An 18,480-nucleotide genomic window follows, 5' to 3' on the forward strand; every position below is an offset into this window, starting at 1 on the left:
GGGGGGGCCATCTTGGGGGGTGTCGGGGCCGGGGGGGGCCCGGGGCCCGCGCACCCCGGCGGGGGGGGCGGGGGGCCCCGCGGGGCCCCCCCCCGCGGCGGGCGGCGCGGCGCCCTCACCCTCAGCGGCCGGATTGACGGCACCCGCCCCCGGCTGGCCGTCAGCCGTGCTCTCCGTGTCCATCTCGACCTCTCCGATCCCCGGATCCACCGACCCGCTCTCCCGCACAGTTCCACGTGAAACATCTGTCGCCGGGCCACCGCCCCGCGAAGGGACGACGACCCCGCCCGCACGAGGCGGACGGGGTCGCGTCCTGTGAAGCGCACCGGTCGCCGGGGCGACCGGTCGTCGACCTGTCGGCCTCAGGCCGGCAGCACGACCACGCACCGCTGGGGCTCTTCGCCCTCGGACTCGCTGCGCAGACCCGCCGCGGCGACCGCGTCGTGGACCACCTTGCGCTCGAAGGGCGTCATCGGCCGCAGCTTGACCTGCTCGCCCGTGCGCTTGGCCTGCTCGGCCGCCTTGGCGCCGAGCGCGGCCAGCTCCTCCCGCTTGCGGGCCCGGAAGCCGGCAATGTCCAGCATGAGGCGGCTGCGCTCACCGGTCTCCCGGTGGACGGCCAACCGGGTCAGCTCCTGCAGGGCCTCCAGCACCTCACCGTCCTGGCCGACCAGGCGCTGGATCGCCCGGTCGTTGCCGTCGCTGACGATGGAGACCAGGGCGCGGTCGCCCTCGACGTCCATGTCGATGTCACCGTCGAGGTCGGCGATGTCGAGCAGACCCTCCAGGTAGTCCGCCGCGATGTCGCCCTCCTGCTCCAGACGGGAGATGAGGCTCTCGTCGGCGCTGGCGGCGGCCTCGGCCTCGACGGCGGAGGTGGTGCCTTCCGTCACTGATGGACTCCTTCGGAGATGAGGCCCAGGTTGGGTGGGCCGGGAACGAAGCTCTGGACGAAGCCGGTCAGGACTTCTTCTTCGGCCGCTGGCCGCCGCGCTTCGGCTGCTGACGGGCGGTGCCGGGCTTGGCGCCGCCGGGTCGGGAGGTGCCGGGCTTGGCGGCGGCCGGCGTGGCGCTGCCGGCGTCGGCCGGAACGGCGTCCGCGGGCTCCTCCTCCGCCGGGGCGTCCTTGGTCAGGCTCGCGGTCTGGCCGCCGGTGTGCTGGCGCTGGGCCTTGGTCTGCTTGCGCGGCTGCTGGCGACGCGCCTGCACCGACTCCTCGACCGTCGCGGAGGCCTCGGCGGCCGCGGTGAGGGCCGCCTTCGACGGGGGCAGCATGCCCCACAGGGCACCCTTGATCTCCGAGCCGTCCGGGTTCAGGCGACCGGCCTTCTTGAGGCGCACCTGCCGCTCGTCCCAGGCCTTGCTGCCCGGAGTCGGGTTGTTGCGGATGACGATCAGCTGCTGGCCCATCGACCAGACGTTGGTGGTCAGCCAGTAGACCAGGACACCGACCGGGAAGTTGATGCCCATGACGGCGAACATGAGCGGGAAGACGTACATCAGCATCTTCTGCTGCTGCATGAACGGCGTCTTCACCGTGAGGTCGACGTTCTTGGTCATCAGCTGGCGCTGGGTGATGAACTGCGACGCCGACATCATGATGATCATCACCGCGGTGACGATCTTGACGCTGGTCTCACCGCTGCTGACGAAGGTCGCGGAGAGCGGGGCACCGAAGATGTGCGCCTTGCCGGCGCTCAGCAGCAGGTCGCCGTGGATGACGCCGATGTCGTGGCCCTTGGCCACGTTGGCGAGCACACCGTAGAGAGCGGTGAAGAACGGCGCCTGGACGATGATGGGAAGGCAGCTGGAGAACGGGTTGGTACCCGCATCCTTGTACAGCTTCATCATCTCTTCGGACTGGCGCTGCCGGTCGTTCTTGTAGCGCTCCTGGATGGCCTTCATCTTCGGCTGGATCGCCTGCATGGCCCGGGTCGCCTTGATCTGCTTCACGAAGAGCGGGATCAGGCAGATCCGGATGACGACCACCATCGAGGCGATGGACAGACCCCAGGCCCAGCCACCGTCCGGGTCGAAGACGTTGCTGTACAGCGTGTGGAACTGGACGATGATCCAGGACACCGCTGTGTACAAGGGGTTCAGGAAGGAGAAGGTCACCGGTCAGGCTCCTTGGACATGAGGATCGGCCGCTCGGGGCCAATGGTCGCCGGGCCCTCGGGGGCCGGACCGGCGGGGTTGGTGGCCACCGGCGCCCCGGTGGCGGACCGGCTGCTCAGCCGGTCTCGCAACCGGCGGTGCCACACCGGGTGCTTGCGCGGCGGGACGTGATCGACCCCGCCGGGGCTCCACGGATTGCAGCGCAGGATGCGCCAGACGGTCAGCCCGCCGCCCTTGACCGCCCCGTGCACCTTCACGGCCTCGAAGCCGTAGTGCGAACAGGAGGGGTAGTAGCGGCAGACCGGACCGAGCAGTGGGCTGATCGTCCACTGGTAGACCCTGATCAGACCCATCAGCAGGTACTTCATCGCCCTGCTCCCGTCGGCGCCATCGTGGCGGGCTCCGCCTTCAGCAACCGCTTGAGCGCCGCGTCCAGGTCGCGTTCGAGGTCCTGGTACGAGGCGGACGCGGCCTGGGGCAGCGCACGCACCACTATCAGGCTACCGGCGGGCAGCCTGGACAGACGATCACGTACGAGGTGGCGCAACCGGCGCTTGACCAGGTTGCGAACGACCGCCGGGCCAACGGCCTTGCTCACGACGAAACCCGCACGCGCCGAAGGAGTCCCCTCGGCGACGTGCGGGCGGGAGTCGCTGGTCCGGTCGGCCTGGCCCTTGGGGTCACCGTCTCTGCTGAGATGGACGACCAACAGGGGCCGGCCGGCCCGACGACCGCGTTTCACCGCGGTCGCGAAGTCCTGGCGCCGCCGCAGCCGATTCTCGGAGGGCAGCACAACAGACTCTGTCGTGGATCAGGCGGACAGACTGGCGCGGCCCTTGCCACGGCGGGCGGCCAGGATGGCGCGGCCGGCGCGGGTACGCATACGCAGCCGGAAGCCGTGGGTCTTCGCGCGACGACGGTTGTTCGGCTGGAAGGTGCGCTTGCTCACTCGGGGGCTCCTGAGGTGAATCGTAGGATGACGGGAAGTCGCTTGGCCGTCACCGTGCGTCCGCGTGATCTCCCCTGATTCGGAAATCCGGCCCGTTTCCCCAGTTCGGCTGGGGTTTGAGGCAATCCACGGCGCCCGTGCTGCGCGCCTTATGGAGCGGGTGGACCCGCGGACATGCGGCAGCGGCCATCGACAACTCGACCTGGTTACGGTACGCGGGACGGGGCACGAGGGTCAAACCAGCCGTCCCGGACGGCCCGGCTCGTCCGGTTTGCCCACAGCCTGTGGACAACGACTTGATCCGGCTCTGTTCGCTGACTACCGTTGCAGGACTTGTCTGGTTTGTTCTTGGAAAGCGTGCACCAGTGGCTGATGTCAACAGCGACCTCGTCCCGGTCTGGGCGAGGGTCGTCGAGCGGCTGGTCAACGACCCGGACGTCGGCGAGATGGACAAGCAGTGGGTGCAGCGCACCCAGCCGATGTGGATGATGCACGACACCGCCCTGCTGGCGACCCCGAACGAACGGGCCAAGCAGGTGCTGGAGGGCCGGCTGCTGCCGCAGCTGACCGAGGCCCTCAGCCGTGAACTCAGCCGCCCGGTGCGCATCGCCGTGATGGTCGATGCCAACGCCGTCCCCACGACCCCCGCGCCGGCCCCCCACGCCCCCGTGGAGCCCTACCCGGGCCCCGTCCAGGACGACGGCTACGGCGGCCAGGGCTACCAGCAGCCGTACGAGCAGGACTACGACCGCCCCCGGTACGACACCGGCGGCTACGAGCAGCGCCCCGCGCCCTACGGCGGTCCGGCGGCGCCCCACTCCTGGTCCGGCTACCAGGACCACGACAGCCAGTACCACGACATCGAGGACGAGCCCGCGCCCCGTGCGGTGCAGCGCCCGATGCCCGGCCCGCCCGCGACCACCCAGGGCGACCTCTTCGGCGGCGCCTACGGCCCCGGCCCGAACGAGCAGCCCCGCACCACCGGCGGCCGCCGCTCGCCCGGCGCACGCCCCGGTGGCGGGCGCCCGTCCGACAAGCCCGCGCCGGAGCGCGCCCTCGAGCGCCCCGCGGTGCCCGGCGTGCCCGCGCCCCCCGGGGCTCCCCCGGCCGGCGGCTCGCGCAAGGACGAGCCGGCCGCCCGGCTGAACCCCAAGTACCTCTTCGACACCTTCGTCATCGGCGCGAGCAACCGCTTCGCGCACGCGGCGGCGGTCGCGGTCGCCGAGGCCCCGGCCAAGGCGTACAACCCGCTCTTCATCTACGGCGAGTCCGGGCTGGGCAAGACTCACCTGCTGCACGCCATCGGGCACTACTCGCGCAGCCTCTTCCCGGGCACCCGCGTGCGGTACGTGTCCTCGGAGGAGTTCACCAACGAGTTCATCAACTCGATCCGGGACGGCAAGGCGGACACCTTCCGCAAGCGCTACCGGGACATGGACATCCTGCTCGTGGACGACGTGCAGTTCCTCGCGCAGAAGGAGTCCACGCAGGAGGAGTTCTTCCACACCTTCAACACCCTGCACAACGCGAACAAGCAGATCGTCCTCTCGTCGGACCGGCCGCCCAAGCTGCTGACCACGCTGGAGGACCGGCTGCGCAACCGCTTCGAGTGGGGTCTGATCACCGACGTCACCCCGCCGGAGCTGGAGACCCGGATCGCGATCCTCCGCAAGAAGGCGATCCAGGAGCAACTCAACGCCCCGGCCGACGTGTTGGAGTTCATCGCGTCCCGGATCACCCGCAACATCCGGGAGTTGGAGGGCGCCCTCATCCGGGTCACCGCCTTCGCCAACCTCAACCGGGCGCCGGTGGACCTGGAGCTGGCCGGCATCGTCCTCAAGGACCTGATCCCGGGCGGGGACGAGGACGCGGGCCCCGAGATCACCGCGCAGGTCATCATGCAGCAGACCGCGGCCTACTTCGGGCTGGGCGTGGACGACCTCTGCGGATCCTCGCGCAGCCGCGTGCTGGTGACCGCACGTCAGATCGCGATGTACCTGTGCCGGGAGCTCACCGACCTGTCGCTGCCGAAGATCGGCGCGCAGTTCGGCGGCCGCGACCACACCACGGTGATGCACGCGGACCGCAAGATCCGCTCGCTGATGGCGGAGCGGCGCTCGATCTACAACCAGGTCACCGAGCTCACCAACCGCATCAAGAGCTAGTACTCCCGGGGCCGTTGGGTCCGCCGCCGGCACTTCTGCGGAAGGCCGGCCGCGGCGCGACCCGCCGAGGGCGTCAGGGGCGATCCTGACGCCCTCTTGGCATATCCACAGGTGTGCATCACCCGAATGCGGGGCAGGGATGCCTCGACGGATGCTCCGCCAGTCCACAGTCGGCGTCGAACATCTGACCGGTGATTCGAAAACCGGCAGCGCAGGGGGCGCTCGTCCACAGGTGACGGGCTTTCTCCACCGTCCACAGGGCGCGACGCCCGAAGTTATCCAGAATTCCTCCACAGGCGGGCCGCCGCTACGCTCTTCCGCGCAGGTCAGGTGCCTGTGGACTTGTGCACAACCGTTATCCACAGGGTGTGGACAATTGACGGGCCGCCAGTGGGCCGTTCGGGTTATCCACCGCTCGTCCCCAGGATCGGGGCGGTTATCCCCAGGTTGTCCACAGCGGCGTCCACAGTTCGACAACTTTGGGGTACCGTTCATGCCCTGGTGTGAAAGGCGTCACGAAAAGTTGACCGGGCCCCGTGGATAACCGGGCCCGGATCTGGGGACGGCGCTGGGGAAAACCTGTGGATACGTTCGGTGCCCTGTGGGTAACGCTCCGCCGTCCACAGCGGGCCCTGTCCGTCCACAGCCGCCATCCACACCCACTGTGGACAAAATTCGGGGGCTGACCTGCGGAAACGGGGTTATCCACGGTTTCCACAGGCCCTACTACTACCACTACACAGTTAGACCCATCGATGCGTTTCAAAGCAGGTGGGCCCGAAATCTGTGGACAACCGTCGCCCGACATCTGTTCGGGTTGCTTCCGCCCGTCTGCCCCGTCTGTCGGCGGAGTACGTCAGACTGTCCTCGGCAACTGGAAGCGGAGTGGCAGAGCTCGGCGGACAGCCAGACCGACGATCAAGATCAGACGAACCAGAGTGCGAGCGGGAGCGCTCGATCCAGGAGGCGGTTACCGGTGAAGTTCCGGGTGGAGCGTGACGTCCTCGCGGAGGCGGTGGCCTGGGCTGCCCGCAGCCTCCCGGCACGGCCGCCGGTGCCGGTGCTGGCCGGCCTGCTGCTGACGGCACAGGACGGCAGCCTGGCCCTGTCCGGCTTCGACTACGAGGTCTCGGCCCGGGTCGAGCTGGAGGCCGACATCGAGGAGGCCGGCACCGTCCTGGTCTCCGGTCGCCTGCTGAACGACATCTCGCGCAACCTCCCCAACAGGCCTGTGGAGATCTCCACCGACGGCCAGCGGGTCAGCGTGGTCTGCGGCAGCTCCCGGTTCACCCTCCCCACCCTCCCGGTGGACGAGTACCCGGCACTGCCCCAGATGCCCACCGCCACCGGCACCGTCTCGGGCGACGTCTTCGCCTCCGCGGTCAGCCAGGCCGCCGTGGCCGCCGGCCGTGACGACACCCTCCCGGTGCTGACCGGCGTCCGGGTCGAGATCGAGGGCGACCGGATCACCCTGGCCGCCACCGACCGCTACCGCTTCGCCGTGCGCGAGCTGCTGTGGAAGCCCGAGCAGTCGGACATCTCCGCCGTCGCGCTGGTCCCGGCCAAGACCCTGCAGGACATCGCCAAGTCCCTGGGCAGCGGCGACAACGTCTCGATCGCGCTGTCCTCGGGCGGCGCCGGCGAGGGCCTGATCGGTTTCGAGGGCGCCGGCCGCCGCACCACCACGCGGCTGCTGGAGGGCGAGTTCCCCAAGTTCCGCAGCCTCTTCCCGACCGAGTTCAGCGCCGTCGCCGCGATCCAGACCCAGCCGTTCCTGGAGGCGCTCAAGCGCGTCTCGCTGGTCGCCGAGCGCAACACCCCGGTCCGGCTCAGCTTCGAGCAGGGCGTGCTGACCCTGGAGGCCGGCTCGGGCGACGACGCCCAGGCCACCGAGCGGGTCGACGCCGACCTGGAGGGCGACGACATCTCGATCGCCTTCAACCCGGGCTACCTGGAGGAGGGCCTCAAGGCCATCGACTCCGCCTACGCCCAGCTGAGCTTCACCACCCCGACCAAGCCCGCCCTCCTGAGCGGCAAGGCCTCGGTGGACGCCGAGGAGGACAAGGCGTACCAGTACCTGATCATGCCGGTCCGCCTCTCGGGCTGATGCTGGTGACCGGCATGATCCCGGGGGGTGCGGGGGTCGTCCCCCACAGGACTCCGCATGCCGGTCCGCCTCTCCGGCTGACCTACACGAGCGATACCCACAGGCCGTACCCACAGCCTGTGGACGGCCTCCCCCGGTCGGCCCGGACCGGGGGAGGCCCTGTGCGTTCAGCGCGTAGGCTCAGGGAGTGTGCGGCAACGGCGCCGCCGGCAGGCACGTCACCACAGGTAAGGACTTGGTCATGGAGCTCGGCCTCATCGGTCTCGGCAAGATGGGCGGCAACATGCGCGAGCGGATCCGCCGCGCCGGCCACACCGTCATCGGCTACGACCGCAACCCGGACGTCTCCGACGTCGAGAGCCTGCAGGAACTCGTCACCAAGCTCCAGGGCCCGCGCGTGGTCTGGGTGATGGTCCCGGCCGGCGCCGCGACCCAGGCGACCGTCGACGAGCTCGCCGAGCTGCTGTCCCCCGGTGACGTCGTGGTCGACGGCGGCAACTCCCGCTGGACGGACGACATCAAGCACGCCGAGGCGCTGGCGGCCAGGGGCATCGGCTTCGTCGACTGCGGCGTCTCCGGCGGCGTCTGGGGCCTGGAGAACGGCTACGCCCTGATGTACGGCGGCGACGCCGAGCACGTCGCGCGGGTCCAGCCGGTCTTCGACGCGCTCAAGCCCGAGGGGGACTTCGGCTCGGTGCACGCGGGCGCCGTGGGCGCCGGACACTTCGCCAAGATGGTCCACAACGGCATCGAGTACGCGATGATGCAGGCCTTCGCCGAGGGCTGGGAGCTGCTGGAGGCCGCCCCCGAGGTCACCGACGTGCGCGAGGTCTTCCGCAGCTGGCAGGAGGGCACCGTCATCCGCTCCTGGCTGCTGGACCTGGCCGTCCGCGCCCTGGACGACGACGAGCACCTGGAGAAGCTGCGCGGTTGGGCCGCTGACTCCGGCGAGGGCCGTTGGACCGTCGAGGCCGCGATCGACCACGCCGTGCCGCTGCCGGCGATCACCGCCTCGCTGTTCGCCCGCTTCGCCTCGCGCCAGGACGACTCGCCGCAGATGAAGATGATCGCCGCGCTGCGCAACCAGTTCGGTGGCCACGCGGTCGAGTCCAAGTAGCCCCCTCCCCACCAGAAGGCGAGCGCAGTCCACAGCCATGCACGTCGCGCACCTGTCGCTCGCCGACTTCCGGTCGTACGCCCGGGCCGAGGTGCCCCTCGACCCGGGCGTGACGGCCTTCGTCGGTCCCAACGGCCAGGGCAAGACCAACCTGGTCGAGGCGATCGGCTACGTCGCCACCCTGGGCAGCCACCGGGTGGCGACCGACGCGCCGCTGATCCGGCTGGGCGCCGAGCGCGCGGTGATCCGCACCTCCGTGGTGGACCGCGGCCGCTCCACCCTGGTCGAACTGGAGCTCACCCCCGGCAAGGCGAACCGGGCCAGGATCAACCGCTCCGACAACGTCCGCCCGCGCGACGTGCTGGGCCTGCTGCGCACCGTGCTGTTCGCCCCCGAGGACCTCAGCCTGGTCAAGGGCGACCCCGGTGAGCGCCGCCGCTTCCTCGACGAGCTGCTGACCGCCCGCGCCCCCCGCCTGGCCGGCGTGCGGCAGGACTACGAACGGGTGCTCAAACAGCGCAACGCGCTGCTGAAGACCGCCGCGATGGCCCGCCGGGCCGGTGGCGGCAAGGGCGCCGACCTCTCCACCCTGGAGGTGTGGGACGGTCACCTCGCCCGAGCCGGAGCCGAGTTGACGGCCTTCCGGATCCAGCTGGTGGCGGCCCTGCAGCCGCTGGTGACGGCCGCGTACGGGCAACTGGCGCCCGGCGGCGGTGACACCGCGCTGGAGTACCGCAGTTCCTTCGAGGGCGAGTTGCCGGCCAGCCGCGAGCAGGCCGAGGAACAGCTCCTCCAGGCCCTGCAGGCGGTGCGCAGGCAGGAGGTCGAACGCGGGATCACCCTGGTCGGCCCGCACCGCGACGAGCTCGGGCTCAAGCTGGGCCCGCTGCCCGCCAAGGGCTACGCGAGCCACGGCGAGTCCTGGTCGTTCGCGCTCGCGCTGCGGCTGGCCTCGTACGAGCTGCTGCGCGCCGACGGCGGTGAGCCGGTGCTGATCCTGGACGACGTCTTCGCCGAGCTCGACGCGGCCCGCCGGGACCGGCTGGCCGAGCTGGTGGCCGACGGCGAGCAGGTCCTGGTGACCGCCGCGGTCGCCGAGGACGTGCCGAAGGCGCTGGCCGGCGCCCGCTTCGCGGTGGCCGACGGCGCCGTGCGCCGCGTCGACGCCTGATCCTCCACGCGATCTCCCTCAGGCGATCTTTCTCAGGCGATCCCCCCACGGGCTTGCCGCGCGGGCACGGCTCCGCCGCGCGCCTGACCTTCACGATTCCTTCGTAGAGCCCCCCGGTCGCCCCCGCCGGTGGGCGGATCCCGACCGTCCCACCGCTCCCGTACGCTGGACCGCTCGACCGTTGTCCACAGGCTGGGGAAAGGAGATCGCCGTGAGCGAGTCCGCGGAGACCTCCCCGCAGCCCGGTGCCGACCGGCCGACCGGCGCCGACCTCGCCCGTTCGGCGCTTCGGGCGGCCCGGGCGCAGGCCCGCCAGCGCGGCGAGCAGGTCCAGCAGAAGCGCGAGGCGAAGCGGCACGGCCTGCGCAGCGGGGCCCGTTCGGACGGCCGCGACCCGGTGCCGCTGGGCGCGGCGCTGAACCGGCTGCTGACCGAGCGGGGCTGGGAGTCCTCGGCCGCGGTCGGCGGGGTGATGGGCCGGTGGCCGCAGATCGTCGGCCCGGACATCGCCGCGCACTGCCACCCGTCCTCCTACGACGACCAGGCCGCGGTGCTCACCGTGCAGTGCGACTCGACCGCCTGGGCCACCCAACTGCGCTGGCTGGCCCGTCAGTTGGTGGCCCGTCTGAACCACGAGCTGGGCCACGGCACGGTCCGCACCATCAAGGTGCTCGGCCCGGCCGCACCGGCCCGCGGCTACGGCCGGCTGCGCGCCCCGGGCAGCAAGGGACCGGGCGACACCTGGGGCTGATCGCGGGCGCGGGCCCGTCCTCGGAGGAGGGCGACCGGACCACGATCTTCCGGAACCCCTGACAGCCCTTCCAGGCGCTCTGGGCCCCCCGGTCGAGTATCGGGACATGTGCAGAGGGGATTCAGGGCGGCATATCTGCCCTCAAGGGCTGCCAAAGGCCCATCTCTGTCAGTCGTACCGGTAGACTGAGAGCCAAACACTGTTGCTAGTGGCAACCGAGTCGAAACGCCGTGGTCGCACGCCCGCCCACACGGGGTGGGGATGCGGCCCGCGCTGTGCCAGAGAGGGCGCTTCGTGGCCGATTCCGGCAACCCCAGCCAGACCCCAGACCAGACCGACCAGGCTTCCTACACCGGTAGCAACATCCAGGTGCTGGAAGGCCTCGACGCCGTCCGCAAGCGCCCCGGCATGTACATCGGCTCCACCGGTGAGCGCGGCCTGCACCACCTGGTGCAGGAGGTCGTGGACAACTCCGTCGACGAGGCGATGGCCGGGTACGCCGACACCATCGATGTCACGATCATGGCCGACGGCGCGATCCGCTGCGTCGACAACGGCCGCGGCATCCCGGTCGACATCGTCCCGGGCCAGGACAAGCCGGCCGTCGAGGTCGTGCTCACCGTCCTGCACGCCGGCGGCAAGTTCGGCGGCGGCGGCTACGCGGTCTCCGGCGGTCTGCACGGCGTCGGCGTCTCCGTGGTGAACGCGCTGTCCACCCGGCTGTCGGTGGAGATCCACAAGGACGGCCACCGCTGGACCCAGGACTACAAGATGGGCGCGCCGACCGCCCCCCTGGTCAAGGGCGAGACCACCGACAAGACCGGTACGACCGTCACCTTCTGGGCCGACCCGGACATCTTCGAGACCACCGTCTACTCCTTCGAGACGCTCTCCCGGCGCTTCCAGGAGATGGCGTTCCTCAACAAGGGCCTGTCGATCTCGCTGACCGACGAGCGCCCCGAGCACGTGGACGAGGAGGGCAAGCCGCTCACCGTCACGTACAAGTACGACGGCGGCATCGCCGACTTCGTCGCCCACCTCAACTCCCGCAAGGGCGAGGTCATCCACCCCTCGGTCATCGACTACGAGGCGGAGGACAAGGACAAGGCGATCTCGGTGGAGATCGCGATGCAGTGGAACACCTCCTACACCGAGGGCGTCTACAGCTTCGCGAACACCATCCACACCCACGGCGGCGGCACCCACGAGGAGGGCTTCCGCGCGGCGCTGACCGGCCTGGTCAACCGCTACGCGCGCGACAAGAAGCTGCTCCGCGAGAAGGACGACAACCTCTCCGGCGAGGACATCCGCGAGGGCCTGACCGCGATCATCTCGGTCAAGCTCGGCGAGCCGCAGTTCGAGGGCCAGACCAAGGACAAGCTCGGCAACACCGAGGCCAAGACCTTCGTCCAGAAGGTCGTCCACGAGCACCTGAACGACTGGCTGGACCGCAACCCCAACGAGGCCGCGGACATCATCCGCAAGTCCATCCAGGCCGCCACCGCGCGCGTCGCCGCCCGCAAGGCCCGCGACCTCACGCGCCGCAAGGGCCTGCTGGAGTCCGCCTCGCTGCCGGGCAAGCTGTCGGACTGCCAGTCCAAGGACCCCTCCGAGTGCGAGATCTTCATCGTCGAGGGTGACTCCGCCGGCGGCTCGGCCAAGCAGGGCCGCGACCCGCGCACCCAGGCCATCCTGCCGATCCGCGGCAAGATCCTGAACGTCGAGAAGGCCCGGATCGACAAGGTGCTGCAGAACACCGAGGTCCAGGCGCTGATCTCGGCCTTCGGCTGCGGCATCCAGGAGGACTACGACGAGTCCAAGCTCCGCTACCACAAGATCGTCCTGATGGCCGACGCCGACGTCGACGGTCAGCACATCCGCACCCTGCTGCTGACCCTGCTGTTCCGCTTCATGCGGCCGCTGGTCGAGTCCGGGTACGTCTACCTGGCCATGCCCCCGCTGTACAAGATCAAGTGGGGCAAGGACGACTTCGAGTACGCCTACTCCGACCGCGAGCGCGACGCGCTGATCGCGGCCGGCGTGGAGGCCGGGCGCCGGCTCCCCAAGGACGACGCGATCCAGCGCTTCAAGGGTCTCGGCGAGATGAACGCCGAGGAGCTCCGGGTCACCACCATGGACGCCGAGCACCGGCTGCTGCTCCAGGTCACCCTGGAGGACGCCGCCCGCGCCGACGAGCTGTTCTCCGTGCTGATGGGCGAGGACGTCGAGGCCCGCCGCTCCTTCATCCAGCGAAACGCCAAGGACGTCCGCTTCCTGGACGTGTGACGCCGCCCGACCGGCAGCCGCACGTACCAGTCCGCGTGAAAGGAAACTGACCACCAGTGGTCGACGACAACCGTCCCGACGGCGAACAGCCCGAGACCCCCGTACCCGCCGAGGCCACCGCCCAGGCGACCATGCGGATCGAGCCGGTCGAGCTCGAGACCGAGATGCAGCGCTCCTACCTCGACTACGCCATGAGCGTGATCGTCAGCCGGGCGCTCCCCGAGGTCCGCGACGGCCTCAAGCCGGTGCACCGCCGCGTGCTCTACGCGATGTACGACGGCGGGTACCGGCCCGAGAAGGGCTACTACAAGTGCGCCCGCGTCGTCGGCGACGTCATGGGCAACTACCACCCCCACGGCGACACCTCCATCTACGACACCGTGGTCCGCCTGGCCCAGCCGTGGTCGCTGCGGATGCCGCTGGTGGACGGCAACGGCAACTTCGGCTCCCCGGGCAACGACCCGGCCGCGGCCATGCGCTACACCGAGTGCAAGATGATGCCGCTGGCCATGGAGATGATGCGCGACATCGACGAGGAGACCGTCGACTTCGCCGCCAACTACGACGGCCGCTCGCAGGAGCCCACCGTCCTGCCCGCGCGCATCCCCAACCTGTTGGTCAACGGTGCCACCGGCATCGCGGTCGGCATGGCCACCAACATCCCGCCGCACAACCTCCGCGAGGTCGCCTCCGGCGCGCTCTGGGCGCTGGAGCACCCGGACGCCTCCAACGAGGAGCTGCTGGAGGCCCTGATCGAGCGGATCAAGGGCCCGGACTTCCCGACCGGCGCGCTGATCGTCGGCCACCGCGGGATCGACGACTACTTCCGCACCGGCCGCGGCTCGGTCACCATGCGGGCCGTCGTCGAGGTCGAGGAGATCCAGGGCCGCCAGTGCCTGGTGATCACCGAGCTGCCCTACCAGGTCAACCCGGACAACCTCGCGCTGAAGATCGCCGACCTGGTCAAGGACGGCAAGGTCGCCGGCATCGCCGACGTCCGCGACGAGTCCTCCTCGCGCACCGGAACCCGCCTGGTGGTCGTGCTCAAGCGCGACGCGGTCGCCAAGGTCGTGCTCAACAACCTGTACAAGCACACCGAGCTGCAGACCAACTTCGGCGCCAACATGCTGGCCCTGGTCGACGGCGTGCCGCGCACGCTGTCGCTCGACGCCTTCATCCGGCACTGGGTCAACCACCAGGTCGAGGTCATCGTCCGGCGCACCAGGTTCCGCCTGCGCAAGGCCGAGGAGCGCGCCCACATCCTGCGCGCGCTGCTCCGCGCGCTCGACGTGATCGACGAGGTCATCGCGCTGATCCGGGCCTCGGCCAGCGCCGACGCGGCCCGCACCGGCCTGATGGAGCTGCTGTCCATCGACGAGCTCCAGGCCAACGCGATCCTGGAGATGCAGCTGCGCCGCCTGGCCGCCCTGGAGCGCCAGCGGATCACCGACGAGCACGACGAGCTCCAGCGCAAGATCGACGAGTACAACGCGATCCTGGCCTCGCCGACCCGCCAGCGGGAGATCATCTCCGAGGAGCTCACCGCGATCGTCGAGAAGTACGGCGACGAGCGGCGCTCGACCCTCATCCCGTCCGACGGCGACCTCTCCATCGAGGACCTCATCGCCGAGGAGGACATCGTCGTCACGATCACCCGTGGCGGCTACGTGAAGCGGACCCGCTCCGACCTCTACCGCTCGCAGAAGCGCGGCGGCAAGGGCGTGCGCGGTGCCCAGCTCAAGCAGGACGACATCGTCGACCACTTCTTCGTGACGACGACCCACAACTGGATCCTGTTCTTCACCAACAAGGGCCGGGTCTACCGCGCCAAGGGCTACGAGCTGCCGGACGCCGGGCGCGACGCCCGCGGCCAGCACGTGGCCAACCTGCTGGCCTTCCAGCCGGAGGAGCACATCACCCAGGTGATGGCCGTCCGCACCTACGAGGACAAGCCGTACCTGGTGCTCGCCACCCGGGCCGGCCTGGTCAAGAAGTCCGCGCTGAAGGACTACGACTCCCCGCGCTCCGGCGGCCTGATCGCGATCAACCTGCGCCAGGACGAGGCGGGCCGGGACGACGAGCTGATCGGCGCCGAGCTGGTCTCCTCCGAGGACGACCTGCTGCTGGTCTCCAAGAAGGCCCAGTCGATCCGCTTCACCGCGACCGACGACGCCCTGCGGCCCACCGGCCGCGCCACCTCGGGCGTCAAGGGCATGGCCTTCCGCGAGGACGACGAGCTGCTCTCGATGAACGTCGTCCGCCCGGGCACGTTCGTCTTCACCGCCACCGACGGCGGGTACGCCAAGCGCACGGCGGTGGACGAGTACCGTGTTCAGGGACGCGGCGGCTACGGCACCAAGGCGGCGAAGATCGTCGAGGGCCGGGGTTCGCTGGTCGGCGCGCTGGTGGTCGACGACACCGACGAGATCATGGCGATCACCCTGTCGGGTGGGGTGATCCGCACGAGGGTTTCCGAGGTTCGTGAAACCGGACGTGACACCATGGGCGTCCAACTGATCAACCTCGGAAAGCGCGACGCGGTCGTGGGCATGGCCCGCAACGCGGAGGCCGAGGACGAGGAGACGTCGGAGGACGAGGTCGAGGGCACCGAGTCCACCGAGATGGCCGAGGGTACGGAGACGGCCGCCGGCGGCGAAGCCGGCGTCTGACCGAACCGTTGGCCGGTGCCGTCGCGTCCTCAGTGAGGGGATGCGGCGGCACCGGCCGCCGACCAGTTCCGGGCAATCCCGCCGGGCGCTGGATGTCGAGTGACGAACAGGGCGGTTCCCCCGCCCTGGCGGGAAGTGCGGGAGGACCAGGTGAGTGGAGCCACGGGTGCTGCGGGAGGAGCCTCCGGCGGCCGTCCGGGCGCGCAGGGCGGGGGTGGGTACGGCGTGCCGCAGCCGCCGGCCGAACACCCGGCCGCGTCCACCTCGCTGATGCCACCGGTCGGCGCGGCGGGCCAGAGCGGTGCCACGTACGGCGGTCAGACGCCGGCCCCGGGCGCCCAGGGCGGGGCCGGCGGGTTCTCCCAGCCGACCACCTACGCCAAGGGGCAGCCGACCCCGGCCCGGGGCACCCGGACGGGGAACACCCCGCCCGGCGGCACGCCCGTCCCCGGGGCCGCGCGCCGACCCGGCACCGGAGCCCCGGCCGCCGGCCCGGGCCTGGGCCGCACGCGCAAGGCCCGTCTGCGGGTGACCAAGGTCGACCCGTGGTCCGTGATGAAGGTCAGCTTCCTGCTGTCGCTGGCGGTCGGGATCATCATCATCGTGGCCGCGGCCGTGCTGTGGATGACGCTGGACTCGCTCGGCGTCTTCGACTCGCTGTCCAAGACCCTGAAGGACGTCACGGGGTCGGACAGCAACGGCGGCATCAACATCATGGACTACATCGGCTTCGGCAAGGTGATGACCTTCACCTCGCTGATCGCCGTGGTGGACGTCGTGCTGCTGACCGCGCTGTCCACGCTCTCCGCGTTCATCTACAACGCCGCGGCCGGCTTCACCGGCGGCGTCGAGCTGACCCTCGCCGAGGAGGACTGACCCGGGCGGATCCTGATCCACGGTCAGAACTCCGTCCCCGGACGGAATGGACGGGCCCCGGAGGCTGTTTCAGCCTCCGGGGCCCGTCGGCATTTCGGGTGACAGCCGGCCGCCCGCGGCGTGCCGCCCGGATTCGGGCCGGCCGCGGTGGGATTTGCTGGATGCCGCCCGTTCCGCGTCAGGGAGTGCCGCAGGCCGCCCCCGGTCCGCCCGACCGGGTCGTGCAGGACGACTGGACGGAGGCGCGCTCGATGGCACAGCTCGCAGGTCAACTGGTCGAGGCCCTGGAAGGGCTGCTGGGGGTGCAGGTCCCGCTGCGGGTCCAGGCGTGGGACGGCAGCGTCGCCGGCCCGCCCGGCGCCCCCACCATCGTCCTGCGCAACCGCCGCGCGCTGCGCCGCCTGCTCTGGGCCCCGGGCGAGCTCGGCCTGGCCCGCGCCTACGTCTCGGGGGACCTCGACGTCGCCCCCGGCGGCGACCTCTACGAGGTGCTCGACGCCGTCGGCCGGTTCTCCGAGCTGCCGCGGATCCGCACCCTGGAGTTCGGCCCGGCCGACGTGGTCGGCCCGGAGGGCCGCCGGGCGCTCGCCGCCGTCCTGCGGGCCGGCGCGGTCGGCCCCCGGCCCACGCCGCCCCCCGAGGAGGCCCGGACGGCCCGGGGGCGGCTGCACAGCCGCGGCCGGGACCGCGCCGCCATCAGCCACCACTACGACGTCGGCAACGACTTCTACGGGCTCGTCCTGGGCTCCTCGATGGTCTACTCGTGCGCCTACTGGACGCCGGACTCGAAGAGCCTGGAGGACGCCCAGGCGGCCAAGCTCGACCTGATCTGCCGCAAGCTCGGCCTGCGGCCGGGGATGCGCCTGCTGGACGTCGGCTGCGGCTGGGGCTCGCTGCTGCTGCACGCGGTCCGGCACTACGGCGTCACGGCGGTCGGCGTCTCCATCTCGGCGGAGCAGGTCGCGCTGGCCCGCCGGCGGGTCGAAGAGGCCGGGCTGGCCGACCGGGTGGAGGTCCGGCTCCAGGACTACCGGGAGACCGCCGACGGCCCCTTCGACGCGATCTCCAGCGTCGGCATGGCCGAGCACGTCGGCGAGGAGCAGTACCGGGTGTACGCCGAGGGCCTTTACCGGCTGCTGGTGCCCGGTGGCCGGCTGCTCAACCACCAGATCGCGCGCCGCCCCGACCACCCCGGCGAGGAGCACCGCACCAGCCCGTTCATCGACCGCTACGTCTTCCCGGACGGCGAGCTCTCGCCGGTCGGTTCCACCGTGGCCCGGCTGGAGGAGGCCGGCTTCGAGGTCCGCGACGTCGAGTCGCTGCGCGAGCACTACGCGCTGACGCTGCGCGAATGGGTGGCCAACCTGGAGGCGCACTGGACGGAGGCGGTCCGGCTGGTCGGCCGCGGCCGGGCCAGGGTGTGGCGGCTGTACATGGCGGCCTCCGCGCTCGCCTTCGAGCAGAACCGGATCGGGATCAACCAGGTCCTCGCCGTCCGCAGCACCGAGGAGGGCGCGGCCGGCCTGCCGGCGACCCGGGAGGAGTGGCTGCTGCGGCGCTCCACCGGGGCGCCGCGGCTCGGCGCCGGGGTCCCTGCCGCGACCCCCGCCGGAACGGATTTGGGGGATCGGCGGTCGGTCCGCTAATCTTTCAGTGCGGCAAGGGCCTATAGCTCAGACGGTTAGAGCGCTTCCCTGATAAGGAAGAGGCCACAGGTTCAAGTCCTGTTAGGCCCACCTCCCCGAAGGGCCCGGAGTGGATCACTCCGGGCCCTTCGGCGTTTCCCGGCGTCAATCCCGCGGTCCGGGCGCGGGGTTGGCGGCAGCGGTGGCTGGTCACGATTGGGACACCGGTGTGTATCATCGGCCGCAAGGGCAGTCTGGCACCCGGCGGCCCCGTAGGCGTTCGAAAAGAACTGGACTCGTCGGCCCGGTCACTCCGGCCGGAACTCGGCTCTTGAGTCCACTTATGCAAGAAGGACGAGGTCCCGCGGTGAAGAAGCTTCTCCTGGTCGCCCTGGTCGCCCTCGGCGGCTTCTTTGTCTACCGTCAGGTCCAGGCGGACCGCGCCGAGCAGGACCTGTGGACCGAGGCCACCGACCCGGTTCCGGCTGGTCGCTGACCTCCGGGCGATCTGACGATCGACGATCTTCGGGGGCGCTCCGCGCGCCTCCTCGGGTCGGGGGGGGGGGGGGGGGGGGGGGGGGGGGGGGGGGGCGGGGGGGGGGGGGCGGGGGGGGGGGCGGCGCCCGCCGCGCCCAGCGCGCGCGGG

General features: G+C 70.8%; 15 protein-coding genes and 1 tRNA gene. 11 read left to right on the forward strand and 5 right to left on the reverse strand.

All coding sequences use genetic code 11. The features are described 5' to 3' along the window. Window positions 1-362 precede the first annotated feature (362 nt). The 5 genes from ACFV4G_RS19070 to rpmH form a co-directional block, all read right to left on the reverse strand. Window positions 363-893, reverse strand: coding sequence for a R3H domain-containing nucleic acid-binding protein (locus ACFV4G_RS19070; RefSeq protein WP_359964154.1), 531 nt, complete (start codon window positions 891-893; stop codon window positions 363-365). 67 nt (window positions 894-960) lie between these two features. Then, the gene (yidC, locus tag ACFV4G_RS19075; RefSeq protein WP_380441737.1) at window positions 961-2,118 is read right to left on the reverse strand and encodes a membrane protein insertase YidC; all 1,158 of its coding nucleotides are present in this window, start codon (window positions 2,116-2,118) and stop codon (window positions 961-963) included. Beyond that, window positions 2,115-2,486, reverse strand: a complete 372-nt coding sequence (gene yidD, locus ACFV4G_RS19080; protein WP_380441739.1) for a membrane protein insertion efficiency factor YidD — start codon at window positions 2,484-2,486, stop codon at window positions 2,115-2,117. The genes yidC and yidD overlap by 4 nt, the downstream gene beginning before the upstream one ends. Next, window positions 2,483-2,911 carry a ribonuclease P protein component gene (gene rnpA, locus ACFV4G_RS19085; protein ID WP_380441741.1) on the reverse strand — a complete coding sequence of 143 codons (429 nt, stop codon included), beginning with the start codon at window positions 2,909-2,911 and terminating at the stop codon, window positions 2,483-2,485. Before rnpA ends, yidD begins: the two co-directional genes overlap by 4 nt. Window positions 2,912-2,929: 18 nt before the next feature. Then, window positions 2,930-3,067 carry a 50S ribosomal protein L34 gene (rpmH, locus tag ACFV4G_RS19090; protein WP_030059672.1) on the reverse strand — a complete coding sequence of 46 codons (138 nt, stop codon included), beginning with the start codon at window positions 3,065-3,067 and terminating at the stop codon, window positions 2,930-2,932. A 365-nt stretch (window positions 3,068-3,432) separates the two neighbouring features. Between rpmH and dnaA the strand changes: the two genes are divergently transcribed. The 11 genes from dnaA to ACFV4G_RS19145 all read left to right on the forward strand — a co-directional run bounded on the left by dnaA (window position 3,433) and on the right by ACFV4G_RS19145 (window position 18,330). After that, a complete protein-coding gene (dnaA, locus tag ACFV4G_RS19095; protein WP_380441743.1) occupies window positions 3,433-5,232 on the forward strand; it encodes a chromosomal replication initiator protein DnaA in 1,800 nt (599 codons plus the stop codon). Window positions 5,233-6,208: 976 nt separating this feature from the next. Next, window positions 6,209-7,339, forward strand: a complete 1,131-nt coding sequence (gene dnaN / locus ACFV4G_RS19100) for a DNA polymerase III subunit beta (RefSeq protein WP_359964163.1) — start codon at window positions 6,209-6,211, stop codon at window positions 7,337-7,339. 241 nt (window positions 7,340-7,580) lie between these two features. Next, complete coding sequence (gene gnd / locus ACFV4G_RS19105) at window positions 7,581-8,456, forward strand: phosphogluconate dehydrogenase (NAD(+)-dependent, decarboxylating) (RefSeq protein WP_380441745.1); 876 nt, start codon at window positions 7,581-7,583, stop codon at window positions 8,454-8,456. A 37-nt stretch (window positions 8,457-8,493) separates the two neighbouring features. Then, complete coding sequence (gene recF, locus ACFV4G_RS19110; RefSeq protein ID WP_380441747.1) at window positions 8,494-9,627, forward strand: DNA replication/repair protein RecF; 1,134 nt, start codon at window positions 8,494-8,496, stop codon at window positions 9,625-9,627. Window positions 9,628-9,838: 211 nt separating this feature from the next. After that, window positions 9,839-10,378: a DUF721 domain-containing protein gene (locus tag ACFV4G_RS19115; protein WP_380441749.1), complete on the forward strand. Its 540-nt coding sequence runs from the start codon at window positions 9,839-9,841 to the stop codon at window positions 10,376-10,378. Window positions 10,379-10,639: 261 nt separating this feature from the next. Then, a complete protein-coding gene (gene gyrB / locus ACFV4G_RS19120) occupies window positions 10,640-12,664 on the forward strand; it encodes a DNA topoisomerase (ATP-hydrolyzing) subunit B (RefSeq protein WP_380441751.1) in 2,025 nt (674 codons plus the stop codon). Between the two features lie 131 nt (window positions 12,665-12,795). Then, window positions 12,796-15,333 (forward strand): DNA gyrase subunit A, encoded by a 2,538-nt coding sequence (gene gyrA / locus ACFV4G_RS19125; protein ID WP_380441763.1) that lies wholly within the window; start codon window positions 12,796-12,798, stop codon window positions 15,331-15,333. A 225-nt stretch (window positions 15,334-15,558) separates the two neighbouring features. Beyond that, complete coding sequence (locus ACFV4G_RS19130) at window positions 15,559-16,209, forward strand: DUF3566 domain-containing protein (protein ID WP_380441753.1); 651 nt, start codon at window positions 15,559-15,561, stop codon at window positions 16,207-16,209. A 251-nt stretch (window positions 16,210-16,460) separates the two neighbouring features. Continuing rightward, window positions 16,461-17,855: a class I SAM-dependent methyltransferase gene (locus ACFV4G_RS19135; protein ID WP_380441765.1), complete on the forward strand. Its 1,395-nt coding sequence runs from the start codon at window positions 16,461-16,463 to the stop codon at window positions 17,853-17,855. Window positions 17,856-17,871: 16 nt separating this feature from the next. Further along, window positions 17,872-17,945: transfer RNA gene (locus tag ACFV4G_RS19140), tRNA-Ile, on the forward strand. A 256-nt stretch (window positions 17,946-18,201) separates the two neighbouring features. Next, on the forward strand, window positions 18,202-18,330 hold the full coding sequence (locus tag ACFV4G_RS19145) for a DLW-39 family protein (protein ID WP_014137031.1): 129 nt from the start codon (window positions 18,202-18,204) through the stop codon (window positions 18,328-18,330). Window positions 18,331-18,480 lie beyond the last annotated feature (150 nt).

The organism is Kitasatospora sp. NPDC059747 (genome assembly GCF_042732955.1).
Taxonomy (GTDB): Bacteria; Actinomycetota; Actinomycetes; order Streptomycetales; family Streptomycetaceae; genus Kitasatospora.